Consider the following 25878-nt stretch of genomic DNA (forward strand, 5'->3'; position numbering starts at 1 on the left):
TGCTGCGCGGTCCGTCCTGTCGCTGTTCATCGACCGGCGCAGTCGTAGAGCACGGTGTCTCCGAAGAGCGCCGCGATGCCCGTCTTCTGCTGCGACGTCGTACTGCCTCCGTACGCCGAGGCGGAGACCTTGGTGCAGTTCTTGGAGATCCAGTCCGAGCGCTGCTTGGCCGGCCCCGTCGACATGTTCGGCAGCATCATCGCCGTACCGCCGGAGTTGTCCGTTCCGAGGACGTACCGCAGCTCCCCGTCCCTGGTCCACTTCTTGAGCTGGGCGACCGACGGAGCGTCGTCGGAGTTCAAGAAGCCACCCATGCCGATCACCGTCTCGTCACTGTTCAGGATGAAAGCGCTGGTCGCGCTGGACCCCGACCCGCCTGCCACAGCGAGCTTGATCCGCGCCTTCGGTGCGTGCTTCACGGCGTAGGCGAGCATCTTGCGCTGGTCGGAGGTGAGCGTCGCGCCGTCGGAGCCGCCGGAGGCGCGTTTGAGATCGGCGGAGCCACCCGGGAAGGAGGGCATCTCCTGACCGCCGGACGACGAGCCGGAACCACCGGACGCACCGGGCATGCCGCTGGAGCCACCGGAAGGCAAACCGCCCTGACCGGCACCGGGCATTCCGGACGGCATCCCAGACGGCATTACGGACGGCATTCCGGAAGGCATCCCGCCCTGTCCCGAGCCGGTGTCCCCGCCGGGGAAGCCTTGCATGTCCGTCGGCATCCCGGAGGGCATGCCCGACAACCCCTGGCCCCCGCCGGAGCCCTGGCTCGGCATGCCGCCGCCGAACATCGAAGAGGTTTTCGGGCCCGCTGTCGGGTTGGAGCCCTCCCTGGACGAGCTCGAAGAGGCCGGCGAGCTCGCCGCCCACGCCCCCGGTACCACCAGCATCGACACCACCGCGGCAACCGCCCCGGCCAGGAGAAGCCGTCCACCGCGCCGGGCCAGCAGGAGCGCGATCGCCGCGCAGCCGATCAGCAGCACGGGCCAGATCAGCCACCCGTTCCAGTCCGGCGTACGGCGGATGAGCACCACCGACCAGACGACCGTCACCGTCACTGCTGCCGCTCCGACCCAGGGAGCCCACGACAGGCCCGCCCGGTGGACACGGATCAGGGCTGCGAGCATCCCACCGCACAGCGCGGCGATCGCCGGGGCCAACTGGGTGGTGTAGTACGGGTGGAAGATGCCCTTCTGCGTGGAGAACACCACCGCGCACACGATCAGCCAGGACCCCCACAGCAGCCACCCGGAGGCGGGCAGCACCCCGGACGGGTCCAACCCCCCACGGCGGCGCAGCACCGCGCATGCCACCGCGAGAGCCAGGGCCACGGCGCAGGCCGGCAGCAGCCAGCTGATCTGTCCGCCGATCTGAGAGTTGAACATGCGCCCGAGACCGGCCTCGCCGCCGAAGCCCCCGGCCATGCCGGACATCCCCTGCGACGAGCTCCCGCTGGAGCCGAAGACCCGGCCCAGCCCGTTGTAACCGACCACCAGGTCCCAGGCCGACCCGTCCTCGCTGCCGCCGATGTACGGCCGGTCCCCCGGCCACAGCGCCACCATCGCGACCCACCACAACGAGGACGCCGCCATGACGGCTCCCGCACCCAGCAACCGCCCGACCCGAGGGGCCAAGGCACCGCTTCCCGCCACGAGCCACGCCAGGGCGAACGAGGGGACCACCATCCAGGCGGCAAGCATCTTGGTCATGAACCCGCACCCGACAAGGAATCCGCTCGCACACAGCCACCAGGTCGCCACCCGGCCCTCGGCCTGCAGGGCGCGGGTGAGCGCGTACGCCGCCGACAGCAGCATCAGGACGAGCAGCGTGTCGGGGTTGTTGTCCCTGTTGATGGCCACGGTGATGGGAGTGAGGGTGAACACCAGGGCCGCGAGCAGTGCGGCCCCCTCCCCCGCCCAGCGGCGCACGGTGCGGTGCAGTACGAAGACACCGGCCACGCCCTCGATCACCTGCGGGAGGATCAGCGCCCATCCGTGCAGCCCGAAGATCTTGCTGCTGACGACCTGGGGCCACAGCGCGGCGGGCGGCTTGTCGACGGTGACGACTCCGGCGGGGTCGTAGGCACCGAAGAGGAAGTTGGTCCAGCTCTTCCCCATCGACTTCACGGCCGCGGAGTAGTAGGCGTTGCCCCAGTCCAACGAACCGAGCGCCCAGCCGTACAGCACGGTCGCCAGCAGCAGGGTCGCACCGAGCGCGGCCGGTGCCGCCCAGGCGGGCAGGGAGCGGGTGGGGGCATCCGAGGGACCACTGGGCGTCTGCGCGACGGACAGGGTCCGGTAGGACTCGTTCATGGAAGGAGATCAGCTCTCGTCAGGAGTGGTGGTGGTGGCGCTCGGGCGAGGAGGCGGGGGTGCTGCGGAAGACGGCCAGCCGCAGCACGGCGAAGCGGACGGCGGTGACGGCGACGGACGCGACGGCCAGCACCACGGTCTCGGCGGCCGCTGAGGCGCCCGGATCGGACTGCCTGAACCACAGCACCGCGCCGGAGGTGACCAGGTAGCCGAGCACGAACAGGGCGCCCGCGCCCAGGTGGGCCCGTGCGGGCCGGGCGTCCGCGTGCCGGAACGTGAGCCGGCGGTTCGCCTCGGTGTTCAGCACCGTCAGCACCAGCAGTGACACCAGGTTGGCGATCGCCGGCTGCCACCAGCCGCGCAGCAGCCAGTAGAGCAGCGCCTGCCCGAGGGTGGAGACGATGCCGATCGCGAGGAAACAGCCCACCTCCCAGGACAGCACGCCACGCCTGGTGGGCGACGCGAGGACGGCGTCCGGGTGCTCGGCCGCCGGGGCGGGGCGGCGGGGCAGTTCGACCCGGGCAGCGCCGGACGCCTTCAGTCGCGCCATCCGCCACAACCCCTTGAGGTCGTCGGTGGCCGTGCTCACCACGTCGACCCGGGTGTCGACGTCCTCCACCCAGTCGACCGGCACCTCGTGGACGCGCAGCCCGTTGTGCTCGGCGAGCAGCAGCAGTTCGGTGTCGAAGAACCAGGCGTCGTCCTGAGTCACTGCCAGCAGGGGCCGGAGCACCTCTGTACGGGCGGCCTTGAATCCGCACTGGGCGTCGGTGAAACGCACGCCGTGGGTGAGCCGGATGATCCCGTTGTAGCAGCGCGATATGAGTTCGCGGCGCGGCCCGCGCACGGTACGGGCACCCGGCGCCAGCCGGCTGCCGATCGCGAGGTCCGAGTGCCCGGTGGCCAGCGGGGCGACGAGCGGCAGCAGTCCGTCGAGGCCGGTGGACAGGTCCACGTCCATGTAGGCCACCACGTCCGCGTCGCTGCACCCCCACACGATGCGCAGGGCGAGGCCCCGGCCCTTGCGTTCCAGGTGGACGACGTCGACGCCGGGCAGTTCCTCCGCCAGTCGGTGGGCGACGGCAAGCGTGGCGTCCGTGCTGGCGTTGTCGGCGACGGTGATGCGCCAGGGGAACGGAAACCCTTCGGCCAGCCGGGTGTGCAGGGTACGCAGGCAGCCGGGCAGGGCGCGTTCCTCGTTGTAGACGGGGACGACGATCTCCACGGTCGCGGTGCCGGAGTCGGCGCGCGCGGGCCCGCTCGGGGGCTGGAAGGCGACGGTCCGGCTGAGGTCGTGGGTGAGAGCCGTGCTGTGGGGGGTGGGTGGCATGGCTTCCTCAGAGGAGAAGGGACACGGGAGCGGCTCCATTTGCCTTGATCGCGAACTGGTCACGACTCTCACCCACGTGCCTGGGATCCCTGAGGGAGGAAAGCGAGAACTGACAGAGAGTCAGATATTCACAGCCTGCTCCACGGGGCCTCCGCAGGGAGTCGCCGTTCCCGGCCGGCCGCCCCCGCCCCCGCCCCCGCACCCCGAGCCGTCACACCGGGTCCGCCGCGTCCCACGGCACCCCGCCCGACAACCAGTGGGAGATCTTCTCCTCCTGATCATTGCTCCGCAGATGGCGCGGCGGGCTGGCGAACGTGGCGTAGGGCCGGCAGCGGATGACGACCCGGTCCTCCTGCTCGGCCATGGCTTCGACGAACGGCCGGGCCTCGTCGCCCAGCGCCTTTCCCGACATCCGGCCGCCCACCGCCATCATGACGTCGATCACGAGGTCGCGGTCCCGTTCGATCACCGCGTCCGCGTACACCTGCAGATAGGTGAAGGGCCAACGCTCGTCAAGGACGCAGATGCCGACCTTGCCGTCACGTTGGACGACGCGCCCCTTGCCGCGTCCGGCCATGGTCGACACGAGCAATTCGTCGTCGTCAGTGGGGACGTAGTACACGACCGACATGGCCGGACCGTCATGCCGCCGACGATGGCCGAAGACGCACGTGCGGTGCGTTCGCACGAACTCCCGCCGCTCCGACGGGAGCATGTCGCGGTCGCTGGGGGCCGTGAACGGCTCCGAGGTAAGGGGGAGCAGCACTGCGCATCGTCTCCTGTGTCGTGTCGCATGTCGGAGGGTTTTACGGTTACAGTGTTGTCACTATTATCGCCTCGCGTCAACCGGTACGTCTTCCGGCCTGCGGCTCCCGCGCGGACGTATCGATCTCGTACGGCGTGAGAAGCCTGGAACCGCCCGACCTCAAGTGAACGCAAGGTGTCGGACGTCCCAGGGCGGTGCCCCGCTGCCTTCCCCGTCCGCTGCACCTGGACGGTTCCACGTCACCGCGCGCCTTCCGTCTCTCAGCCATCTCCCACGGATCTCCCGGGAAACAGTCGGCATCGCCTGTCAGGCTCTGCGCCACTCCGGTACCGCCTCGCTCTCCTGCCCGAGGGCTGTCCTGCGGCGCCTCCATGAGCACTGACCCGTCAGGAGCCGTTTGCCATGGCCACGAGCTGGTCTCCCGTTTCCTGGGGAGTCGACTGATGCCCGCTTCGACTCCTCCGACACTCCGACCGTCCGGCAGAGCCGGGCACCACGCCGTCGAGGGCGGGCTCGCCGTCGCCACCGCCGTGGGAGTGATGTCGGCCTGCGGCGTCACCGCCACGCTCGCTCTTGGCGCCCAGGACAGCGTCCCGTTGTCCCGCATCGTGCCCGCGCTGGTGAGCATGGCCGTCGGCGGCCGCGTCAGCCTCGCCTCCGGTTCGGCCGTCGGCAGCGGCGGAGGTGAGGCGGGAGCGCTGGGCGGCTCGTCCGGTGGTGGTCTCACCCTCGACATCGGAGGCCAGGTGTCGGCGCTGCCGCTGGCCCTGACGTTTGTGGGAACGATGATCCTCGCGGTCGGCTTCTTCCGGCCCCTGCGCCGCCGGGGACGCCCGACGCCGGACCAGCTGTGGGCCCGATGCGGCGGGGCACTGGCCGCAACCCTGGCCCTCTTCACGGCCGCGGCGGTGGTCGCCCACGGCACCGTGCGTGTACCGAAGGGCTTGGCGCAGGGGATGGGAGCGGGGGCCGGAGGCTCGGGCGCCGGAGTCGGCGGCATGCCCGGGGGCGGCCTGACCTCGGTGATTTTCCGGGCCGATGTCGTGTCCACCGTGCTCTTCGCGGTTCTGTGGGTGGTTCTGGTCGTCGGAATCGGCTGCCTGGCGGCCCGGCGTACGACGTTGCCTCGTCCTCTTGCTCTCAGCCGCATACGCCTGAAGTGGCACCCCGTCACCTCCGCGCTCGCCGGGATCTTCACCGCACTGTGCTGCTTCCCCCTGGCCTTGGGGGCCCTGGCCGGAGGGGCTGCGCTGATCGGCCCGCCTCAGGTGGCCAAGGCGGCGGGCGCGCTGCTACTGGCCGGCCCCAACCTGGTGGCCGTAGCGCTCACCTCCGGACTCGGCTCCTCCTGGCAGGCCGTCCTGCAGCAGCAGGGTGCGGGCAGCGGCATGACGGGGGCGCTCGGTGCAGAATCCGGCAGCGCGTTCGGCGCCGGAGCGGACGCGGCGGGTGGGGTCGGAGCGCTTCTGGGAGGCAGCGGTACGGACCGCTCCCTTGCCGTCGGCGACTGGTCCGGAGCCGGGCTGCCGTTCTGGCTGATCAGCCTGGTCACCCTGTTGTTCCTCCTGACTTTCGCGGGGTACCTGATCGCGGCGCGTACTCCGGCACGTTCGGCACGTGAGGAGGCCGACGCACTGTTGGGCCGCCACATGGAACTCGCTCTTCGTACGGGGTGCGCGGTCGCTGCCTCGGCGGTGCTGTTGTGCCTGGTGGTGCAGGCATCCGTGCGAGTCGGCATGAGCGCCATGGGCAGCGAGATGGGCGGCATGACGGCTGAACTCGGCTCATCCGTCCGCCTTTCCGGGCTCACCGGATTCGTGCTGGCCGCGCTGTGCGCGTACGGCGGCAGCCGCCTGCAGACACTGCGCTCAGCGCGCCGCGCCCTCGCACGACCCGCCGCACACCCGGTGAAGCGCACCGCCAAGCCCGCCGGCCGGGCTGTCACCCACCGGGCTCCCTGACGGCACGCCGGCCGTTTCGTCCGCAGTCCTGCGACCACGGCCTCGTGGACGTGCTCCCCGACCGATCGGACGTGGGACCCCATCGGGTCCTGCGGCTGGTCCTCGTCCTCGGCGTGGTCTGTCCGGGCAGACCCGGACGCGGGCGGGCGGGCCTCGACCGGAACAGTGCCTACGGGCGCACGGTCACTCCCCTTGCGCCGGGCCGCGGATCCGATGGAGGTGGCGGAGGTCATCGCCTGTTGGCCGGCTGGCGTTCGTCGGTCGTGACCGCCGTGGACCGATGGCGACGTGCGCGTCTCCACCTCGGACCTGAGTCGAGACCGTAGGCCGACGGCACGTCGGATCACGACTGCTGAGCAGACGCGACGCGCGCCCAGCAGCCCGTGGCCCGCTTGCCGCTCAGCTGCCGCGTACGACGTGCAGCACCTTGGTCTCCGTGAACGACAGCAGGCCGGCCAGTCGGTTCTCCACACCCAGCCCGCTCCACTTGTGCCCGCCCATCGGCACGCCCGGGGTCGGTACGGCGTGTGCGTTGACCCAGGACGTGCCGCACTCCAGGCGGGCCGCGAGCGCCGCGGCCCGCTCCGGGTCCGTACCCCACACCGAGCCGTTGAGCCCGTACCGGGTGCCGTTGGCCCGGGCCAGGGCGTCCTCGACGTCGTCATAGGCAATCATCGGAATTGCACCGCCGGACCGGGGAGGTCCACTGGATCGAGGCGCCCGACGCCTTCGCCCCGACCCACTTCCTGACGCCTACCAGGACGGCACCAGGATCGTCATCGACGGGCACCGCGTCGACCGCTTCGGCCTCACCCCCGAGGAGTTGGAGTCACCGCCGCCGGGCGGGGACCGGAACCACTGGTTCACAAACGTGGTCTCCACCCCCTGGCGCTGGGAGCTCGACCGCGCGACCCGGACGGTGAAAGACGGTCAGGTCACCGACGTGCTCGGTGAGTTCCCCCAGATCAACGAGCAACGGACCGGCCTGTCCCACCGGTACGGCTACTACGCCACCACACGGGGAGCCGGCAACTGGTTCACCGACGGCCTGGCCAAGCACGACTACCTCACGGGTGACACATCGATGCAGACACTCGGCGGTTCACTGACGTCGCCCAGCGAGCCCCAGTTCGTGCCCCGCCCAGGGGCCACGACCGAGGACGACGGCTGGCTGCTGTCGATCTGGTGGGACGCGGCCACCGACCGCAGCGAGGTCGTCGTTCAGGAGGCGCAGGACTTCACGGCCGTCCCTGTCGCCCGGATCAAGCTGAACCATCGTGTCCCCCTGGGATTCCACGGCAGTTGGTCGGACGCCGCCGAGCTCGACGCCGCTCTCGACGCCGTCTAAGACGCGGCGAGCGAGTGGGCCGGCGGGGGTGCACAGCTCCCCCGCCGGCACTTCCATACTCCGCCTCGAGGCCCGGCATGTCGTCCGGCAACGTCACGCCCGGGACAGGCCCCGGCGCGGTCCGGCTGGGACTGGTTCGAGGCTCTCGTGGCCTCGTCGCGGGGCAGATTTGCACAGCCTTGGGGCAACTCTCGCGTTGCTCTCGTTTTTGGTGGCTAGCTTCGCGGTGTCCAAGTCTCACCACTTGAAATACCCGCGAAGGGCACTCCCCCACATGCTTGACGCCTCCGCTACGTCCCAGCGAGCGGACCCGGTCCGCAGTGAACTGAAGAGTCCGCGGACCAGCCTGTTCGACAAACGGGGCGGCAGGATCGCCCTCGGCGCGACGATCGTGATCGTCGCAGTGGCGGTACGCGCCACGATGTACCGGTATCAGTCGGGTGATTACGAACTCTTCGTGAGCCGCTGGTACGCGTACATCGACACCAACGGCGGGTTCAGCGCTCTCTCGAACACCAGCTTCGCCGACTACAACGTCCCGTACCTCTATCTGCTGGCGATACTGACCTATCTGCCGGTCCCGGTGCTCGCAGGGGTCAAGGCGATCTCGATCGCGTTCGACCTGCTGTTGGCGTTCTTCGTCCACCGCATCGTGGCCGAGCGCTACGAGAGGCGGTCGTGGCAGCCATTCGCGGCCGCGGCTGCTGTGCTGTTCCTGCCGACCGTGGCCACGAACAGCGGATGGTGGGCGCAGGCCGACTCGATCTACAGCTCTCTGGCGGTCGGCGGGTTCTACTTCGTCGTACGCCGACGCCCGTGGTGGGCCTGCGTGTTCTTCGGGCTGGCCGTGTCCGTCAAGCTCCAGGCGGTCTTCATCTTCCCGTTCCTGCTCGTCCTGGCCCTGTGCCGGTGGCTGCCGTGGCGGTCGCTCCTGGCCATACCGGCGGTGTACCTGGCTCTCGACATTCCGGCGCTGCTGGTCGGGGCGTCGCCCGGTGACCTGCTGACCATCTACGCCCGGCAGACGGACAGCTACCAGTCCCTGACCCTCGGCGCGCCCAACCTCTACCAGTTCGTCACGGCGGGCGGCGATGCCGGCACCCTGCGGACAGCGGCCATCGGTCTCACCGGCCTGACGGTGCTCGCTCTGACGGCGTGGGTCGTGCTGCGGCGCACCGGGCGGAAACCGTTGCGCGTCGGTTGGCGGCAACCCGAACTGACCCAGAACCGGCTGGTGTTGCTGGCGGCGGCCTCGGTCATCATCGTGCCGTACCTGCTGCCGGCGATGCACGAGCGCTACTTCTACCTCGCGGACGTGTTCAGCGTCCTCGTGGCATTCCATCTGCCTCGTCGGCTGTGGTACGTGCCGGTGCTGGTGCAGACTGCGTCCTTCGGCGCGTACTGGCAATACCTGTCGACGCAGGGCGACATGGGCTCGGTCGGCGCGTTCACCGGGGGCGGCCCGGGTGCGGGTGGCTTGCCCGGTGGCGGATCCGGGGTCGGTGGTGGCTTTCCCCCCAACGGTGGCGGAGCCGGTGCAGGTGCTGGTGCCTGGCCTCCTGGTGGCACCGGGGACGCGACCAACGGTGCGGGAGGCATGAGCGGTCGCATCGCGTCAGCTGCGTCGGACTACACGAACGGCGAGCAGAAGATCTACGCCGCCCTGATGGCACTGGCCCTGTCGGCCGTCCTGTGGGCCGCCTTCCGTGAACTCCGGAGCCGGAAGTCGGCCGCGCCCGAGTTCGGCGACGCACTGCCCGTGGAGCCCTAGGACGTCGCGACGGACGAGGACGCCCTGTCCTGACCGGCGGGGCGTCCTCGCCCGACGCGCCGGAGGAAGGCGTCGATGCGATCGTTCGCCTGGTCCGCGAGGGGGATCGGGAACGATGTGAAGGCATGCGTGCCGCCGGGGTAGACAGCCAGTTCGGCCGGGTTGCCGGCCGCGACCCAGCGGACGTGCATGAACAGCGAGTCGTCCAGGAACGGATCCAGGGTGCCTACGGTGAACAGGGCCTCCGGGAGATGCCGCAGATCCGCGTACAGGGGCGACAGACCGGAGTCCTGGCGTTGTTCGTTCCGGGGCGCGACCGCCTCGGTACACGCTCGGATGATGTCGGTCGAGACCGGGACCGCGTCCGCGCCGAGCAGCAGCTGGCTCGGGGTCATCGAGAGGTCGAAGGTCCCGAAGACCAGGTTCGCCGCCTGGAACCCGGTGGACCCTCGCCGTTCCCGCAGTCGGACCAGGACGGAGGCAGCGAGTGTCGCGCCCGCAGACTCGCCACCGATCGCCAGCGCATCGGTTCCGAACTCGGACCGGGCATTCTCGATCAGCCAGATCGCCGCGGACTCGGCGTCGTCCCATGCCGCCGGGTGAGGGTGCGTGGGCGCCAGCCGGTAGTCCACGTCGATGCAGGCGAGGCCCGTGTTCCGCGTGATCCGCTCCAGCACCTGATCCGACTGCGCCGCGCTGCCTCCGACGAAACCGCCGCCGTGGAAGTGCAGGTAGACGCCCTCGGGGTGATCCGGCGCGATGACCCGCAGAGCCAGTTCGTGGCCGTCACGTCCCGCTATCCGGATGGTGCGCGCTCGCTGCGAAGGCTCTGCGGGAGGCAGGGGAAGGCCGCCGCCGCCCGCCTCGGGACCAGGCAGGTCCTTCAGCCGCTCGCGAAGTTGCTGGTTGAACCTGGCTGTTTCGGGCGCGACCGCTTCCGCCCGGAACACCGCCACGTCGAGCCCGCTCACATGGTCCGGTCCGGAGGTCGTCATCGCAGTCCTCCGACGGTGGCGAGCTCCGAGAAGTGCGTGCGCGCCGTGTCGTGCCGGAATCCGGTGATCGCGAGGGAGTGTCGGGTGAAGTGGCGTTCATGGATCCGGACCGGGTCCAGACCCAGTTCATCGGAGAGCGTCCACCGCTCGAGCTCTGCGTGATGCTGTAGTCCTGTGGCCACACCCAGGTGCATGCTGCTTCCTCCAGGGAATCGGAAGCGCGCGGTTCGTACTGCAGCCGAACAGCTCGGTTCCTCAGTCGACATCACGGAATCCGGCTCACGAGACCCGCTCTCAGACTTGATGCACATTCTGCAAAATATGCACATTGAGAAAACATGCACAGACTGCAATTATAGAGTACATGACTCGTAGGAAAGAAGGACTGCGCGAGCGCAGGCGCCGTGAGACCCGGCTCGAGATCCGGGCCGCCGCACTGCGGCTGGCGAGAGAACACGGCTTCGACAAGGTGACCGTAGAGATGATCACCACCGAGGCCGACGTCTCTCATCGGACTTTCTTCAACTACTTCCCGAACAAGGAGGCGGCCGTCGTCCAGGCGCCGCCGAAGCTGCTGGACGAGGACACCGAGGCATTCGCCGCCGCCGGTCCCGCGCACCCCCGCGAGGTCCTGGCAGACCTCACCGCGCTACTCCTGCGGGACATGGCCGAGCAGCCACCCCAGCGCGACGAGTTCTCCACCACCTTCTCGCTGGCCCGCGAGCACCCGCCCGTGCTGGCCGCGATGCTGGCGAGCTTCGCAGAGTTCGAGCAGTCCCTCGTCGACATCGTGGCGGCACGCACGGGGGAACGGCCGGAGGACGAGGCACCACGCCTGATCGCCGCGCTGGCGATGACCGCCCTCAGAACGGCCATGGAGAGCTGGGTGGCCGACGACCCCAAGGACCAGGACGACAACCCGATGCCGTACGTGGAGCGCGTGACGACTCTGCTGCACACCCTCCTCGGCCCCTGACCCCGGCATTGGTTTCTCGTGGGTCGCCCGCGCGTCCGCCACCACGACACACCCTGTGGAGCGTTTGATGACCGACCTCTCCCCCACTGCGCAGGCGGAACAGCCTGACTCCCCTGCCCTGCCCCAGCGATTCGGCCTGCTGTTCGCCAGTCTGATGACGACCATGCTGCTCGCCTCGCTCGACCAGACGATCGTCTCCACCGCCCTCCCGACCATCGTCGGTGAGCTGCACGGACTGAACCACATGGCGTGGGTCACCACCGCCTACATCATGGCCGCCACGATCGGCATGCCCCTGTACGGCCGCTTCGGGGACCTGATCGGCCGCAAAACCCTCCTGCTCAGCGGGATAGGCATCTTCATCGCCGGATCGGCGTGCGCCGGAGCCGCGAACAGCATGACCATGCTGATCATCGGGCGGGCCGTTCAGGGGCTGGGCGGCGGCGGCCTGATGATCACCTCGCAGGCGATCGTCGCCGAACTCGTGCCGCCGCGGGAGCGTGCGCGGTTCATGGCCCCGATCGGCGCGGTGTTCGGCGTCTCCGCCGTGGCGGGGCCGCTTCTCGGCGGCTGGTTCACCGACGCCGTGTCCTGGCGGTGGTGCTTCTGGATCAATCTGCCGGTGGGCGCCGCCGCCCTGGCGGTGAGCGCCTTCGCGCTGCGCACACGGCGCAGGTCCGTCAAGGTCACCATCGACTACCTCGGCATCGCCCTGATGGCCCTCGCCGTCGCCGCCACGGTGCTGGTGGCGAACTGGGGCGGCAACGCGTACGGCTGGACGGACCCGTTGGTCCTCGCTCTGGCCGTCGGCGCCGTCGTCACCTGGTTCCTGTTCTTCCTCTCGCAGAGCCGTGCCGCGGAGCCGATCGTCCCGCTGTGGCTGTTCCGCAGCCGGATCTTCAACATCGCCACGCTGACAGGCCTGATCGTGGTGGGCGTCGGGATGTTCGTCGTCGTCGCCTATCTGCCCACCTACCTGCAGATGGTGTACGGCGTCTCCGCGACCGAGTCCGGGCTGCTGCTGCTCCCCATGGTCATCGGCCTCACGGCCACCTCCATCCCCTCCGCGATGATGATCACCCGTACCGGCCGCTACAAGATCTACCCGATCATCGGCTCGCTGCTGGTGACCATCACCGCCGTACTGCTGTCCGCGATGGACGTCGACACTCCGGTGGCACTGGTCTCCGGATACACCTTCCTGCTCGGTGCCGGCATCGGCCTGGTCATGCAGAACCTGGTCCTGGCCGTTCAGAACGCGTTCCCTACCAGTGAGGTCGGCACCGCCACGTCCTCCAACAACTTCTTCCGCGAGATCGGTGCGACGATCGGCACGGCGGTCGTCGGAGCTGCCTTCGCCCAACGGCTCACGGACCAGCTCTCCACGCGACTGACGAGCAGCTCCGTCCGCGGCCTGGGTGACACCAACTCCCTGACGCCGTCGCTGGTGCACTCGCTTCCGGAACGGCTCCAGGCCTCCGTGATCGATGCCTACCAGCAGGCGTTGACCCCGATCTTCGGGTACGTGGCCGCCTTGTTGGCCATCGGCTGCGTGCTGGCCTTCCTCCTCCCGCAGAAGGAACTCGCCCTCACCAACGCGGACACCGGCGCCGACCTGCCGGCCGTCCCGCGGTCGGCGCAGGACGACGACAAGACGACCACCCTCGCCTGACGCCACTCGACGGGCCTGCGTCTCTGCGCGTCTTCCACGGCTCGCCGATGAAGCGAGGGTGATCGTCTGGTCGGCCGCATGCCTCCCGATGGCATGCGGCCGAGCGCACCCGGGCGGCGACGGATCCGGAACAGGCCTGTGCCAGGTCCGTTCCGTCACGTCTCCGGCTGAACCTCCGCCGCGTCCTGCGCAGGAGCCTCCTCGTTGTCGTCAGTTGACGGCCAGGTCACCACTTGCCTAACGTCCTATAAATTGAAACTGTAATCCTGAAAAGAGGGACAGATCATGGCGATCACAGGTCTCGGTCACGCCGGCTTCTGGGTTGACGACCTCGACACGATGCGCGACTTCTACACCCGGGTCATGGGTCTGTCGGTGACCGACGAGGACGAGGAGATGGGCACCGTCTTCCTCTCCGCACGCGGACTGGGCCGCCGCCGCACGCTCCGGCCTGCCTGCCGGCATCCGCGTGGACGTGGTCCTCGACGACCGCTTTCCTCGTGACCACCCCGGGCGCATCAGCGTCGCCGACGCCGACGGCCGGCTCGACGCCGCTTTCTCCGGACTCACCGCCCGTTTCGTGCTCGTGCGCCCTGACCGGCTGATCGCCGCCGTGTTCGAGCCCGACCGGATCGACCGCGTCGCGAACAGCCTGCACCGGTTCGCACCCTGCCCGAGCGCTGAGGGCTGTGTTCCGGCGGCGGGACAACACCCCGAACGGCTCGGTCATGAGCACGCCGGTCAGCAGGCGGCCGAAGCCGGGCGCCCCGTCACCGTCCGCCGCACCACGAGTGTTTCCGAGATCCGAGGAAGGCCGCCCCTATGAGGCTCAGCACCGTCCGCCTGCACGACGAGCGCGGCACGGCCGCCGCCCGCCAGGAGGGAGACGAACTCGTGCTGCTGCCCTACTCCGACGTCGGCGCGCTTCTGTCGAGCGGCGACGACTGGCCGGAGCGCGCAACCGCCGTGGACGGTGGGCGCGTACCTCTGAGCACCGCCTCGTTCGCCCCCGTCGTCCCCCACCCGAACAAGATCGTGTGCCTGGGACTCAATTACGCCACGCACATCAAGGAGATGGGCCGCCTGACGCCGGCCCACCCCACCCTTTTCGCCAAGTACGACGGCTCTCTCGTCGGCGCGCACGACGACGTGCTCCTGCCGCTGGTCAGCGACGACCTCGACTGGGAGGCGGAACTCGGGGTCGTGATCGGACACCGCGCACGTCATGTGAGCGCCGACAAGGCTCTGGCGTACGTCGGCGGGTACACCGTCGTCAACGACGTCACCGTCCGGGACTGGCAGCACCGCACTCGCGAGTTCCTGTCAGGGAAGACATTCGAAGCCACCACCCCGGTAGGGCCTTCGCTCGTCACCCCGGACGAACTGCCGCGTGGCGCCTCGGGGTTGACGATCGGTTGCAGCGTCGACGGTCACACCATGCAGAAGTCCAACACGGCGGACCTCCTCTTCGACGTCGCCTCGATCATCGCGTACGTCAGCACCATCATCACGCTGCTGCCCGGCGACCTGATCGCCACGGGCACCCCGGGAGGTGTGGGCGCCGGCCGGGATCCCAAGGTCTTCCTCAGGCCGGGACAGGAACTCGTCACCTCGGTCGAGGGGATCGGCGAACTGCGCAACACCGTGGTCAGAGAACGGCTGTGAATCCTGGGCGCAGCGCGGCCTCCGGCGGGTAAGGTGTCTCGCATGTCAGGATCCACGTCCCCTAGCTACCGTGAGCGCAACTCCACGGCCGACCGAGCCCTGGACATCCTCCTCATGTTCACGGATGCCCAGCTCGTCGTCTCCGGCGCTGCCGTCGCCGAGCGGCTCGGCGTAGCCCGTTCAACCGCCTACCGCTATGTGCAGAGCCTGGTGAGCAGCCGGTTCCTTGAGGAGGCTCCGGGCGGCGGCTTCCGTCTCGGCCTGCGCGTCCTGGAGATCGCCCGGCTGGCTCGACGCAGCTACGGCCTCTCGGAGGTCGCGCTTCCGGCGATGGCCGCGCTCGCCGAAGACGTGCACGAGACGGTGCTGCTGACACGGCGGACCGGGGAGCTCGTCGTGTGCGTCGACCGGGCGGAGGCCGGAACGGGTGCCGTGCGCATCTCCTACGAGCGGGGCAGCACACTCCCCCTCAATGCGGGGGCGGCGGCGTTCGTCCTGCTGGCCTGGATCCCCGCGGAGGAGGCTCGGCGCCTACTGGAAGCCGCAGACCTGCACCGTTTCACCCCCGCCACCCTCACGGACGTCGACACCCTCATGAAGCGGCTGGGTCATATCCAGCGCGCCGGCTACTCGGTGACCCGTGGTGAGCTCGACCCCGACGTGATGGGTATCGCCGCTCCCGTCCGCGACGAGCATCAGCAGGTGGTCGCTGCGGTGAGCGTCGCGGCCCTGGCCTCCCGAGTGTTCCCCGAGGCCGAAGCGGAAATCGCCCAGAAGGTTCGGGAGACGGCGCAGGAGATCAGCGACCGGCTAATCACCGTGGGCGGCTGACCCCCGACGACCAGGGCCGGCTCCCCCGTGCGGTTTGCGTCGGGGGAGCCGGGCCTGGTCGTCGGGTGGTGCGTGCTTGGGGACAGATGCCGTGGCAGTCACGAAAGCTGCCGTCTCGCACCTCGTCGTCGTGTTCCCGGCGGAGTGCCTGACAAGGCCGGGTTCAGTGGCCACCGCTGTAGATACTCCTCGGCCGGCTGCGGAAGTGGGTTCGTAGTGGTCTCGCCGTCACCTGTCGGCGCCGGGGTGCAACGGCTGCGGCACCGGTGCGGTGGGTCCGGCCTTCTGGGCAGGGGGACGGGGAAGTGATTCGAAGACACGCGGCGCCACGCTGAGCGTGAGCGCCCGACAGAAGCAGTCGGCGATCACCACACCGAACATCGTCAGGACGAACCCGGCACTCTGGCCGGCGGCGACGTTCACCAGCATGATCACGGTCACCACCGCGGTAGGTGGGTTGATCAGCACGAACGCCAGCGTGGCCCGTACGGTCCGCGAGAGCGAGGTGAGTTTCTGGCCCCGGTGGATCGCCACGCCCGTCACGGCGAAGATCGCTACGATCGCGCCCGCGTTCAGCACTGCGTTGAAGCGGAGGTCAGCGGACGTGAGTCCGGTAAGGCCCCACCAGGCGATCAGGTTCGCTCCGACCAGGCCGATGCCCATCCACACGGCGATGCGCCGACTCGGCCCGCGGCGTCCCGCCCGAACAGGAGCCAGTACGGACATGTCGGTGCCGCGTGGCAGTAGCCAGAGGGACAGGGCGAGGGCGATGAGCCCCACGCCCGCTCCCACCGCCGTCATGAGTCGCCAGGCATCCTCGACGGCCAGCGCGCCCATGACGTTTTGGGTGACGAGTCCCGCGACCGGCATTCCGAAGGACACAATTCCGAGTGCGATCTTGTATCTCTTGGTGATGTCCTGGGCGAGGCCCAGGGTCAGCGGAACGCCAACGCCCACGCCGATCCCCGTGAGCATCCTGAGGAGCCCCAATTGCCAAGGGGCGGCGGCGACCGCGCAGACCCCGGACCAGAGGGTGAGCCACAGGACTGATGCGAGCGTCGCCCGTCGACGCCCGAGACGCCGGGCCAGCGGTACAGAGGCGATGGCGCCGGCCAGCATCCCCGGGAAGATCATGCTCCCGACGAGACCCGCACCGCCCGGTGACAGGTCCCAGCCGCGTTCGACGAGCAGGGACTGCAGGAAGTTGGGGAACACGACGATCTGGTAACTCAGTGCGGCCACGAGAACGAATCCGAGCGGAATCAGACGGCGGCCTATCGAGAGTGTGACGGTGCCGGACGACATGGTCGGGTCTCCAGACGGCGAACGGACGAAGTAGGACCGGCTACGGCACGGCACCGGGTCACGGTGAAGAGGTGTGTCGCGGTCGGAGGCGTCCTGCCCCTGCCGGGAAAGCCCCCTGGGGCAGGACGTCGGCCGGTCAGTCCCGGCGGAGTGCGGCGTCCAGTTCGGCGGCGGAGGACCAGCTTCCGTGGAAGCCCAGGGGCACCCGGTGATTGAGCTTGATCCGCGCGACCGGGGCCGCGGTGAAGTCCTGGGCGTCCTGGACGATCACCTCGCTGCGGTCGGTGGCCGGATCCCACCAGATCGTCAGGACCCAGCCGTCGTCCTCGGCGGTGGCGCCCTCGCGCGGCACGAACACCGGCTCGTTGGGCGAGGTGACCGCACCGTCGAGCGACTGCACCTCGGTGTTCCCGCTGGTGAAGTCGACCTTGGCGACGCCGTCGGTGATCCACTCGTTCAGGCCCCGGTTGCTGGCGAAGTATCCGAAGTTGTGGCGCAGGCCGGCGAGTTGGTCGTTGATCCGCGGGAACCCGGACCCGACGTCGGTGACCGCACCGCCTCCGACCACGCCGCGTTCGAGGTCCAGTTCCCACCGCCATACGGTGCCGGCCTTCATGTCTTCTTTGGCTGACACCGACGATTCGATGTCCTGCAGGAGCGTGCCCATCGTGGGGACGCGCTCCCCGTCGACAATGACCTTCGAGCCGTCCTGGTAGGCGTTGAAGAAATGGGTCGGGGCGAAGGCGTCGGGGGTGTCGATCCACTGGACCGCGCCGGTGTGTCGGTTCAGCACCGCGAAGCGGCAGGTTTCGAGCGTGTCCGTGTCCCAGATCAGGGGCGGCAGTCCCGTCACGGCGTTCTCTATCCGGAAGAACATCGGGTAGATCAGGAAGATCGCGTAGTCAGGGGTGACCACGTAGTCGTGGATCCAGCTCGGGACACCCATGTCGAAGTGGTGGACGTCGCACAGCTTGCCGGACCGGTCGGCCCGGTACCAGGTCATGTCGTTGCCCATGGACACGAAGAAGAGCAGGTCACCGTTGCCCGGATCGATCCTGAAGTGCGGCGTGAGGCCCAGTGGACCGGGTCCCGGGCTGGTGAGGGCGCCGTGGAAGTCGTACCTGCCCACGGTCTCCAGGGTGTCGGGCCGAAGCTCGTGCGGCAGGTCGGCGGAGAAGACCAGCAGCCGGTCGTTGAAGAGGGTGACGTGGGTGTTGGCGGGGTCCCTGAACAGCGGCGCACCCTCGGGCAGACCCGCGAGGTCGCCGCCGGTCATCATGCCTCCCAGCACCGGCCCTCCTTCCTGCATCTCCAGCTTCAGGGCGTCGGTGCGGACGTAACGGTTGCGGTAGGTGGCACGTCCGTCGCGGATGAAGACCGCGTGGATCATGCCGGTGCCTTCGAACCAGTGGTAGCGGTCCGGGTTGGGCGGTCGGTAGTGCTGGTTCGAACCGGTCCGGTACAGGACGCCGTTGAGCTCGCGGGGCAGTTCGCCCTCGATCTCCAGGTCGAATGCCTCACCTTCCTCGCGCCATGGCGCGAACGGGCCGTTGAGAAACATGTTGTCCGTGTCCCACATGTGCTTCTTCTCCTTGGATCAGCGAGAGACGGGGCCGAGTCCATCCCGGGGTCGACGCAGAAGGTTGGCGCCTTCTGTCGGCCCGACCGCAACTCCGGCGGGACTGCCGCCGGATGGGCGTGAGGCTCCGTGCCCGCGACCACCACCGTAGTGTTTTTTGCACATCATGCAAATACTGCGTTTACTGCAATAAGTGCGACGACGCGGTCGACGCGCAGCACGGTCCGGCCGCTCCTGCGCGACATGCGAGGGCGGCTGCAGCGCGACGGATCACGACTCCACACTCTCAAGAGCCTGTCCTGTCAAGCAAGACATGCATCCTGCTAACCCGGACATCCTACCGAGCCGCGTCGGCGCGGCCACGCCTGCGGATCTGGACCGTGCCCGCAGGGCACGCACAGCAGGCCCGGCTCGCGTGGGCGGCGCTGCCGTACGTCGAGCGGGCGCGGGTCCTGCGACGCGCCGCTGCCCTGTTCGAGAAGCACCACGCGGAGCAACCGGGCCGACCACGCGACACTTGACCCTGCCGGCGCGGGCCGCGGGTCAGGCGTGGATCACCTCTTCCAGGAACGCCACCGCCCGCGCGGACGTATCCGGCTCCAGCCAGGTGGTGACGTCCGCACACATAGTGATCCGCACCCCGGTCCCGGCCAGCACGAACGGCAGGGTGTGCAGCACGGTGGACGGCAGGCTGAGCAGGCTCTCGGCCACCGGTCCGGTCAACAGCTCAGGCTCCAGGGGGAGTTCGGGCCGTACGATCTCGATCTTCGACTGTTCGGCGATCATGCGGAGCTTCTCCGGGGACTCCCTGCGGTGGGCGTAGTAGCGCTCGGCGTTCCAGCGGTGGGCGAGCAGGGCGACCTCGTCGACGTACCGGGCCGGGTCGATCAGTCCCGTCTCCGCCAGTGACGTACCGATCATGTCGGTTACCGGGCCGGACCATGGGTGGACCGAAGCGTTGCCGGGACCAGGAGTAGGTGTTGCTGGAGGCGATCGCGCCCGGTGGCAGGCGCAGGCCCGCCGTGAGGCAGGAGAACACCTCCAGGCGCCGCCCGCCGCCCGACGTCATCCGGCGGGCGGCACGGGCCGCGGCAGCCAGGGCGCGCCCGGCCGTGCGATGCCAGCGGACGAGGGGCCGGCCGACGAGGAGTTGCCGGGAGAGTTCCAGGGTCGCCATGCCGTCGTCGACCCGGACGCTGTCCCGGGCCCGTGACAGCGGCAGCAGCCGCTGGATGATCCCCGAGAACGGGTCACCGACGACGAGGGCGTGGCCGGGCGCGATCTCCCGGGCCACCGACGCGCCCCACCTCCACCTCGTGTCCGAGTCGGCTAGTACGGCGATGCGTCTGGGGGCCATGGCTCAGCGCCCTTCCTGAAGTCGGTGCGAGGTGAGCCGACGTTAGAACCGGTTTGTGGGCGCGCGACGAGATGGAGCGGGGAGTCTTCTGTGAGGTCACCGTCCACCGACAGCAACGTCTCCACTTCGGTGCGCGTGAAGTCCGCCATCGACCCGTCCGCGAGGACGGTGACCTCGCCGACCGCTGCGCGAGCTTCGCGGCGCCGGCGAGGGCCAGTTGAGCGGAGCTGCCGAAGCGGCCCACGCCGACCGGCGCGGCTGGCCGCCCGGCGTTGCCCATGGTGGTCACTCCGAACAGCAGCGCTGCCGGGGACGCACAGGTCACCGAAGCGAGGACCGTCAGCGGACGCTACCGCGCCACAGGAGCAGAACGCTGTGATCGGCCGTCAGCGCCGGGGCGGCCGGAGACACCCGAGCAGGTCCGGCCCCTGAGGGCCTCCGCACCGATCACGTCACGCGGGCGTCGGTGCGGACTCGGTCGCGAGAGGCGCCTGGTTCGTCCATCGCACGGCAACCCACGCGAGATGTCGAGGGTTGCAAGCCCGCACCCACAAGCCATTGACAGAAAATGACATCAGCGATGATGATTTCATCACCAACCTGTCCGGGCAGGGGGCGGCGCCTCGGAGCCGCGCCCCACCCTTCCCGGCGTTCGCGGCCTCCCACCTGATGCCCTACGCCCCCGCCCGGGGTGAAGCCGTCGCGAGCGGCGCGTCCCGCACCCCGTGACGAACGCCGCTGCGGCACGCCGCCCCGCTGCGTCCCCGATGTGCTCGGAAGCGACGCGTCCAGCTCGCTTTCCTACCTCGCCGCCCAAAGGTTGTCATGCACCCCTCCTCGGCCTCTCCTCCATCCGATCGCCGGCCCGTGCCGCACCACGTCCGCGTCTCCCTGCTGCAACGCGGTGACGAACTGCGCCGACACGCACATCGCGCCCAGCGCTCCTTCCTCGCCGTCAACGCGGTTCCGCTCGTCGCGGGCATCATGCTGGCCTCGTACACGGACCTTCCCGCGGCGCCCGTCTACGGGCCACTCACCCTGGGGTTGGTAGGGGGCATCCTGCAGTGCTGCCTCTTCGTCGCCACCGCCTGGCTGTACGAGAGGCGCTGCACTCGCTCGTGCGACCCCATCGAACAGTCACTGGTCGCCGACCTACCCCGGAACGGGCAATCGGGTACCCGCGACAGGACCGGGCGGTGAAGCGATGAACGCGCACATCCTGAGCGCCGGCGTACTGGACCCCATCGGTCCGGCCGCCAGAGGCCCGTTGCTCGTTGCCTTCCTGGGGTTCATCGGAGTGTCTCTCCTGTGGCTTTTCATGCTCGCTGCCGGACAGGACGAGACACCGGAGAGTCTCTACGTCGCCGATCGGTCTCTCTCCGCGGTGTTCAACGGATTCGCCCTGGCCGGGGAGCACATCTCGGTGATCACCCTGTTGGGGACCTCCGGACTGATCGCTCTGGTCGGCTACGACGGGTTCACCATCGCCGTCGACAGTCTGCTGGCCCTCGGTGTCCTGCTGCTCCTTGCGCAGAAGGTACGCAACAGCGGCCGTTACACGCTCGCCGACATCTTCTCCCTGCGCGTGTCAGGGCCCGAACCTCGCATGGCCGCCGACCTTGTGACGCTGGCCATCACCGTTCCCGTCCTCATGGTCCAGTTGCGCGCCGCCGGCGTCAGCACCGCCCTGCTGATCGGACTGCCGAGGACAGGTGTGGAGGTCGTCTGCACGGTGCTGATGGGCAGCCTCGTGGCATGCTTCGCCTCCCTCGGAGGCCTGAGGGCTACCAGCTTCATGCACATAGCCAAGGTGCCACTCGTCCTGGTGACCCTCGCGCTGCTTTCGTTGCTCAGCCTCAGACTGTTCGCGTGGGACCCGGGAGACCTGCTCTCGACCGCGGTGAAGAACAGCGTGGCACCGGACCGATACCTGAGCCCGGGGCTCTGGCAGTACGCGCATACGTTCGGGCCGCTCAACACGGTGGGCACGCATGTCGCCGTGATCTTGGGCGCAGCCACCATGCCTCACATGTTGCTGCGCCTCAACGCGTCCCGGACGGGCCGGTCCGCGCGACGTTCCGTGAGTATCGCCGTGGGTCTGTTCAGCATCTTCCTGCTGCTCCTCATCACGGCGGGCTTCGCTTCGGCAGCCGTGGTGGGAGGTGCGGGCATCGCAGCCGACGCCTCCGGGCAGTCGTCACTGATCTTGTTGGCCTCGCATGTGCTCGATGAAGGCTCACCAGCACGTACGGCGCTGATCATCCTCATGGGATGCGTCATCTTTCTCACTGTGCTCACGACCGTGGCCAGTGTGACCTTCGCTGCCGCCGTATCACTGACGCACGGTGTCCGCGCGCGAGGCAGACGCGTGAAGGCCCCCGGGGCAGGAACCCGGACCGTACGTGTCGCCGCCGTCGCCGTGGGGGTTGGGGGCCTGTCGCTGTCAGCGGTCACACACGGGTATCCGACCGATTTCCTGACCACCTTCTCGCTCAGCGCCGCGGCTTCCTGCATCTTTCCGGCGCTGGTCTACTCCCTGTTCTGGCGCAGGTTCCGTCGCAGAGGGCTGCTGTGGTCCGTCTACGGAGGACTGCTGCTGTGCACGATCCTGACGCTGTTCTCGGGCACCGTGTCAGGGACGTCCTTCGCGCTGTTTCCCACAGCGCACTTCAACTGGTATCCGTTTCAGGTCCCGGGGCTGGTCTCCATACCTGCGGCGTTCTTCCTCGGGTGGCTCGGCAGCGTCACTTGTCCGGGAGACTCCGGGCCCGCTTTCCGCCACATCGAGTTCACCACCGCAACGGGCCTGGAGCTGGAACGGGACACCAGTCACTGAGCAGGCGTCGATCCGGTCGGCCCGCTCGGGCGGCAGCGGGCCGCCGTTGCCGCCCGAGCCGGCCGACGTGCTCACACTGCGGGCGCGCTGATCTCCCGCTTGAGCACCTTGCCGCTCGGTCCCATCGGCAGCCTGTCCATGAGCCACACAGCCCGGGGGTACTTGTACGCCGCCACCCGGTCCTTGACGTACTGCCGCAGCTCCTCAGGTGTGGCCTGCGCACCCGGGCGCAGTACGACCGCGGCGGCGACCTCCTCGCCGAGCTGCTGATGGGGTACGCCCAGCACCGCGGCGAGGGCGACAGCCGGGTGCTCGTGGAGGACCTCCTCGATCTCGCGCGGGTAGACGTTGTAGCCGCCACGGATGATCATGTCCTTCTTCCGGTCCACGATGTAGAAGTAGCCGTCCTCGTCCCGCCGGGCCAGGTCGCCGGTGCGCAGCCAGCCGTCCGGGATCGCGACCGCGGTCTCCTCGGGACGATTCCAGTAGCCCTTCATCAGGTTGGGGCCGCGCACGGCCAGCTCGCCGATCTCGTCGGCGCTCACATCCTGGCCCTTCTCGTCCAGCAGCCGGACCTCCACGTCCTGGATCGGGGTGCCGATGGACCCTGCTTTGCGGGGCCGGTCGAGGTGGTTGAACGTCACCACCGGACTCGTCTCGGACATGCCGAAGCCCTCCAGCACCGGGCAGCCGAAGCGCTCCTCGAAACCGCGCAGGACTTCCACCGGCAGTGACGCGCCGCCGGAGACGCACATCCGCAGCGCCGACACATCAGCCTGCGTCGGGTGGTGCAGCAAGGCCGCGTACATGGTCGGCACGCCCCCGAACACCGTCGCCCGGTCGCGGGTGACCGCGTCCAGTACGGTCTGCGGGTCGAACCGCGGGATCAGCGTGAGCGAGGCACCACTGCGGACGGCCACGCTCATCGAGCAGATCTGGCCGAAGATGTGGAACAGCGGCAGACACCCCACCACCACGTCCTCCGACGTCATCCGCTGGACGTGGACTCCGTTGACCTCGGTGTTGTGCCGCAGCCCGCCGTGGGTGAGCGCGGCGCCCTTGGGCTTTCCGGTGGTGCCGGAGGTGTACAGCAGGACGGCCACGTCGTCGCCCGCCGTCCGCGCCACCTCCGTCAGCGGCTCGTGCCCCGCCAGCAGGGCCGCGAAGGACGAGGACTCCACGGCCATGTGCCGCACCCCGGCACCGGCCGCGCCCTGCCCGCCCTCCCCCGGCGCCTGGTGCCATTCGAAGAGCAGCACGGCGCCGGAGTCGGTGAGGTGGTACGCGGTCTCCCGCTCCTTCAGCAGCGGGTTCATGGGCACCACTATCGCCCCGGCGCGGAGCGCACCGTAGTAGAGCACCACGAACTCCGGGACGTTCGGCAGCATCAGGGCGACGCGGTCTCCCGGCCGTACGCCTTCGGCCCGCAGCAGCGCCGCCGCACGGGCGCTGCGCTCGTCCAGCTCCGCGTAGGTGGTGATGTTCGTCCCCAGCCGCAGCGCGGGGTGCTCCGGCTGCCGGGCCGCCGTCCGCACCAGGAACTCCGCCAGATTGGCCATGACCAGCCTCCATTGACTCATCGTCGAAATCCGTTGTGCACGTTCACGACATCCTGCTGCGGTCCGCCGGTGACGGGTCGTCAGGAGGCCGCCCTGTGCTGGGGTATGCCGGCCCCTGCCACAGCGGCAGCGGGCCCTTGATGTTTTTTGAGAGCGCCTCGGCGCGGGGGCACCGGGTTCTACGAGTTCATCAGCGGAACGCGAAGTGTTCGGTGTGCAGGTGGTCTCTCGATATGCCCGAGCGGCGCAGATCGCGGATCAGTGTGCTCAGCATCCGGTCCGGTCCACACAGGAAGATGTGGACGTCGGGGCCGATCGGTCCGACCTCGCCGAGGACGCGGGCCGCCGTCAGGCGACCGTCGGTCGAGCTGAACACCGGGTGCAACCGCAGGGCGGGGGCGCTCTCCGCGGCCGCGGAGAGCTCACTCAGGAACGGCGCCTGGTCAGGGCTCGACGTGCAGTAGTAGAGGTCCGTGCTCGGGAGCGGTGCGTCCGTGCGGTCGAGCCACCCCAGGAAGGGGGCGATCCCGATTCCCGCGCCGATCCAGATCTGACGGGCCCCGCCGAGGGTGTGATCGAACATGCCGTAGGGCCCGCTGAGGGTGGCCGGCGTCCCGGTGCGCAGGTCGGCGTGGAGATCGCGGGTGGCGTCGCCGAGTGCGCGGATGGTGAGGCGCACGGCTCCGTCGCCGTTGACACCGGCGACGCTGAACGGGTGCTCGTACCAGGCGTGTTCGCCGCCGACCTTCAGGTAGACGAACTGGCCACCGGCGATCGGCAGAGGCGTCGTCGAGTCGGCCGGGTGGAGTGTGACGTCCACGATGCCCTCACCCGGTCGGGAGACGGAACGGATCGTGTAGTGCGCCGACGGTTCCTGTCGCCGGCGCACGAGTTCGGCGTACACGTAGGAGATCAGCCCGACCGTCGCGATGACCGGGTACGCGCTGTCGGCCAGGCCGGACGAAGCGAGCACCGGATCGAGAAGCCAGCCGTGCAGCACCGACATGCCCACCAGCACTCCGATGAACCGGTGGATGAACAGCCACCGCTCGTACGGCAGTCGGATGATGCTGCTCACCTTCGGCAGCGAGATGAGTACCAGCAGGCCCAGTGCGACGGCGGAGACGATGCCGAGCGCGAGCCCCGTCGCGATCGAGTTCGATTCCCCGGGGTCCACGCGACCGCCGTCCCACTGCGTCGAAACGATGTGGAACGCGATCAGCGCGATCGCCCACAGCGAGTATCTCTTGTGCCACAGATACATGCGGTCCAGCCCGCCGAACCAGGGTTCCAGCCATTGGATGCGGGTGGCGAGTACCAGGCTGAGCGTCATCATGTAGACCGCCATCAGTCCGGCCAGGTCGCCGAGGAAGTAGATTCCGTCGACCCCGGTGGGCCGGCCTTCGTTCCAGACCAGGCCCAGGTCGACAGCCAGCACCGCGACGACGATGGGGCCGAAGTAGCGCTTCTTCAGTCGTCCGTCGAGTGGTCGTCGCAGGATGCGCAGGGCGTAGAGGGCGATCACGATCAGCAGGCTCACAGCAGTTCTCCGTATCTGGGCCCGGAGGCCCTCAGCCCGGGGGCGTTGCACGGTCGGCCCCGGGTGTGCGTTGCG

The 25878-nt window shown here is 69.1% G+C and carries 24 protein-coding genes; 13 read left to right on the forward strand and 11 right to left on the reverse strand.

Annotated features, from left to right (window positions below; all coding sequences use genetic code 11):
- Positions 1 to 26: 26 nt before the first annotated feature.
- The 3 genes from ACFYRX_RS07295 to ACFYRX_RS07305 all read right to left on the reverse strand — a co-directional run bounded on the left by ACFYRX_RS07295 (position 27) and on the right by ACFYRX_RS07305 (position 4357).
- Complete coding sequence (locus tag ACFYRX_RS07295) at positions 27 to 2312, reverse strand: ArnT family glycosyltransferase (RefSeq protein WP_389097336.1); 2286 nt, start codon at positions 2310 to 2312, stop codon at positions 27 to 29.
- A 19-nt stretch (positions 2313 to 2331) separates the two neighbouring features.
- A complete protein-coding gene (locus tag ACFYRX_RS07300; RefSeq protein ID WP_389097337.1) occupies positions 2332 to 3642 on the reverse strand; it encodes a glycosyltransferase in 1311 nt (436 codons plus the stop codon).
- 211 nt (positions 3643 to 3853) lie between these two features.
- On the reverse strand, positions 3854 to 4357 hold the full coding sequence (locus tag ACFYRX_RS07305; protein ID WP_389097580.1) for a pyridoxamine 5'-phosphate oxidase family protein: 504 nt from the start codon (positions 4355 to 4357) through the stop codon (positions 3854 to 3856).
- Between the two features lie 494 nt (positions 4358 to 4851).
- Here ACFYRX_RS07305 and ACFYRX_RS07310 point away from each other — a divergent pair, with 494 nt between their 5' ends.
- Entirely contained in the window at positions 4852 to 6369 is a 1518-nt protein-coding gene (locus tag ACFYRX_RS07310) for a streptophobe family protein (protein WP_389097338.1), read from the forward strand.
- A 399-nt stretch (positions 6370 to 6768) separates the two neighbouring features.
- Here ACFYRX_RS07310 and ACFYRX_RS07315 read toward each other — a convergent pair whose 3' ends face one another.
- Positions 6769 to 7044: an aldehyde dehydrogenase family protein gene (locus tag ACFYRX_RS07315; RefSeq protein ID WP_389097339.1), complete on the reverse strand. Its 276-nt coding sequence runs from the start codon at positions 7042 to 7044 to the stop codon at positions 6769 to 6771.
- A gap of 31 nt (positions 7045 to 7075) precedes the next feature.
- Here ACFYRX_RS07315 and ACFYRX_RS07320 point away from each other — a divergent pair, with 31 nt between their 5' ends.
- Together ACFYRX_RS07320 and ACFYRX_RS07325 are read left to right on the forward strand one after the other, a co-directional pair.
- Positions 7076 to 7717 (forward strand): carotenoid oxygenase family protein, encoded by a 642-nt coding sequence (locus ACFYRX_RS07320; protein WP_389097581.1) that lies wholly within the window; start codon positions 7076 to 7078, stop codon positions 7715 to 7717.
- A 274-nt stretch (positions 7718 to 7991) separates the two neighbouring features.
- Positions 7992 to 9488 carry a glycosyltransferase 87 family protein gene (locus ACFYRX_RS07325; protein WP_389097340.1) on the forward strand — a complete coding sequence of 499 codons (1497 nt, stop codon included), beginning with the start codon at positions 7992 to 7994 and terminating at the stop codon, positions 9486 to 9488.
- Here ACFYRX_RS07325 and ACFYRX_RS07330 read toward each other — a convergent pair.
- Positions 9485 to 10483, reverse strand: a complete 999-nt coding sequence (locus ACFYRX_RS07330) for an alpha/beta hydrolase (protein ID WP_389097341.1) — start codon at positions 10481 to 10483, stop codon at positions 9485 to 9487. The two genes, ACFYRX_RS07325 and ACFYRX_RS07330, sit on opposite strands and share 4 nt — an antisense overlap.
- The gene (locus ACFYRX_RS07335; RefSeq protein WP_389097342.1) at positions 10480 to 10677 is read right to left on the reverse strand and encodes a hypothetical protein; all 198 of its coding nucleotides are present in this window, start codon (positions 10675 to 10677) and stop codon (positions 10480 to 10482) included. The genes ACFYRX_RS07330 and ACFYRX_RS07335 overlap by 4 nt, the downstream gene beginning before the upstream one ends.
- Positions 10678 to 10847: 170 nt before the next feature.
- On the opposite strand from ACFYRX_RS07335, the gene ACFYRX_RS07340 reads away from it, so the two are divergent.
- The 6 genes from ACFYRX_RS07340 (at position 10848) to ACFYRX_RS07365 (ending at position 15627) form a co-directional block, all read left to right on the forward strand.
- Positions 10848 to 11459 (forward strand): TetR/AcrR family transcriptional regulator, encoded by a 612-nt coding sequence (locus ACFYRX_RS07340; protein WP_389097343.1) that lies wholly within the window; start codon positions 10848 to 10850, stop codon positions 11457 to 11459.
- Between the two features lie 55 nt (positions 11460 to 11514).
- Complete coding sequence (locus ACFYRX_RS07345; RefSeq protein ID WP_389097344.1) at positions 11515 to 13131, forward strand: MDR family MFS transporter; 1617 nt, start codon at positions 11515 to 11517, stop codon at positions 13129 to 13131.
- 285 nt (positions 13132 to 13416) lie between these two features.
- Positions 13417 to 13635, forward strand: coding sequence for a VOC family protein (locus ACFYRX_RS07350; RefSeq protein ID WP_389097345.1), 219 nt, complete (start codon positions 13417 to 13419; stop codon positions 13633 to 13635).
- Complete coding sequence (locus tag ACFYRX_RS07355; RefSeq protein ID WP_389097346.1) at positions 13607 to 13957, forward strand: hypothetical protein; 351 nt, start codon at positions 13607 to 13609, stop codon at positions 13955 to 13957. The genes ACFYRX_RS07350 and ACFYRX_RS07355 overlap by 29 nt, the downstream gene beginning before the upstream one ends.
- A complete protein-coding gene (locus ACFYRX_RS07360; protein WP_389097347.1) occupies positions 13954 to 14796 on the forward strand; it encodes a fumarylacetoacetate hydrolase family protein in 843 nt (280 codons plus the stop codon). Before ACFYRX_RS07355 ends, ACFYRX_RS07360 begins: the two co-directional genes overlap by 4 nt.
- Positions 14797 to 14838: 42 nt before the next feature.
- Positions 14839 to 15627: an IclR family transcriptional regulator gene (locus ACFYRX_RS07365; protein WP_389097348.1), complete on the forward strand. Its 789-nt coding sequence runs from the start codon at positions 14839 to 14841 to the stop codon at positions 15625 to 15627.
- 228 nt (positions 15628 to 15855) lie between these two features.
- On the opposite strand, the gene ACFYRX_RS07370 is transcribed toward ACFYRX_RS07365, so the two are convergent.
- Positions 15856 to 16932 carry an MFS transporter gene (locus tag ACFYRX_RS07370; protein WP_389097349.1) on the reverse strand — a complete coding sequence of 359 codons (1077 nt, stop codon included), beginning with the start codon at positions 16930 to 16932 and terminating at the stop codon, positions 15856 to 15858.
- Between the two features lie 136 nt (positions 16933 to 17068).
- A complete protein-coding gene (locus ACFYRX_RS07375) occupies positions 17069 to 18511 on the reverse strand; it encodes a carotenoid oxygenase family protein (protein WP_389097350.1) in 1443 nt (480 codons plus the stop codon).
- Between the two features lie 380 nt (positions 18512 to 18891).
- Here ACFYRX_RS07375 and ACFYRX_RS07380 point away from each other — a divergent pair, with 380 nt between their 5' ends.
- Positions 18892 to 19032 (forward strand): hypothetical protein, encoded by a 141-nt coding sequence (locus ACFYRX_RS07380; protein WP_389097351.1) that lies wholly within the window; start codon positions 18892 to 18894, stop codon positions 19030 to 19032.
- Positions 19033 to 19054: 22 nt separating this feature from the next.
- On the opposite strand, the gene ACFYRX_RS07385 is transcribed toward ACFYRX_RS07380, so the two are convergent.
- Positions 19055 to 19432 (reverse strand): hypothetical protein, encoded by a 378-nt coding sequence (locus ACFYRX_RS07385; protein ID WP_389097352.1) that lies wholly within the window; start codon positions 19430 to 19432, stop codon positions 19055 to 19057.
- Between the two features lie 254 nt (positions 19433 to 19686).
- On the opposite strand from ACFYRX_RS07385, the gene ACFYRX_RS07390 reads away from it, so the two are divergent.
- The 3 genes from ACFYRX_RS07390 (at position 19687) to ACFYRX_RS07400 (ending at position 22704) form a co-directional block, all read left to right on the forward strand.
- Positions 19687 to 19887, forward strand: coding sequence for a hypothetical protein (locus tag ACFYRX_RS07390; RefSeq protein ID WP_389097353.1), 201 nt, complete (start codon positions 19687 to 19689; stop codon positions 19885 to 19887).
- An 848-nt stretch (positions 19888 to 20735) separates the two neighbouring features.
- Entirely contained in the window at positions 20736 to 21068 is a 333-nt protein-coding gene (locus ACFYRX_RS07395) for a DUF485 domain-containing protein (protein WP_389097354.1), read from the forward strand.
- Positions 21069 to 21072: 4 nt separating this feature from the next.
- Entirely contained in the window at positions 21073 to 22704 is a 1632-nt protein-coding gene (locus ACFYRX_RS07400) for a transporter (protein ID WP_389097355.1), read from the forward strand.
- Positions 22705 to 22775: 71 nt separating this feature from the next.
- Here ACFYRX_RS07400 and ACFYRX_RS07405 read toward each other — a convergent pair whose 3' ends face one another.
- Both ACFYRX_RS07405 and ACFYRX_RS07410 read right to left on the reverse strand, forming a co-directional pair.
- Entirely contained in the window at positions 22776 to 24263 is a 1488-nt protein-coding gene (locus tag ACFYRX_RS07405; protein ID WP_389097356.1) for a long-chain fatty acid--CoA ligase, read from the reverse strand.
- A gap of 190 nt (positions 24264 to 24453) precedes the next feature.
- The gene (locus tag ACFYRX_RS07410; protein ID WP_389097357.1) at positions 24454 to 25803 is read right to left on the reverse strand and encodes a ferric reductase-like transmembrane domain-containing protein; all 1350 of its coding nucleotides are present in this window, start codon (positions 25801 to 25803) and stop codon (positions 24454 to 24456) included.
- Positions 25804 to 25878 lie beyond the last annotated feature (75 nt).

It is taken from the genome of Streptomyces sp. NPDC005374, from assembly GCF_042872225.1.
Taxonomy (GTDB): domain Bacteria; phylum Actinomycetota; class Actinomycetes; order Streptomycetales; family Streptomycetaceae; genus Streptomyces.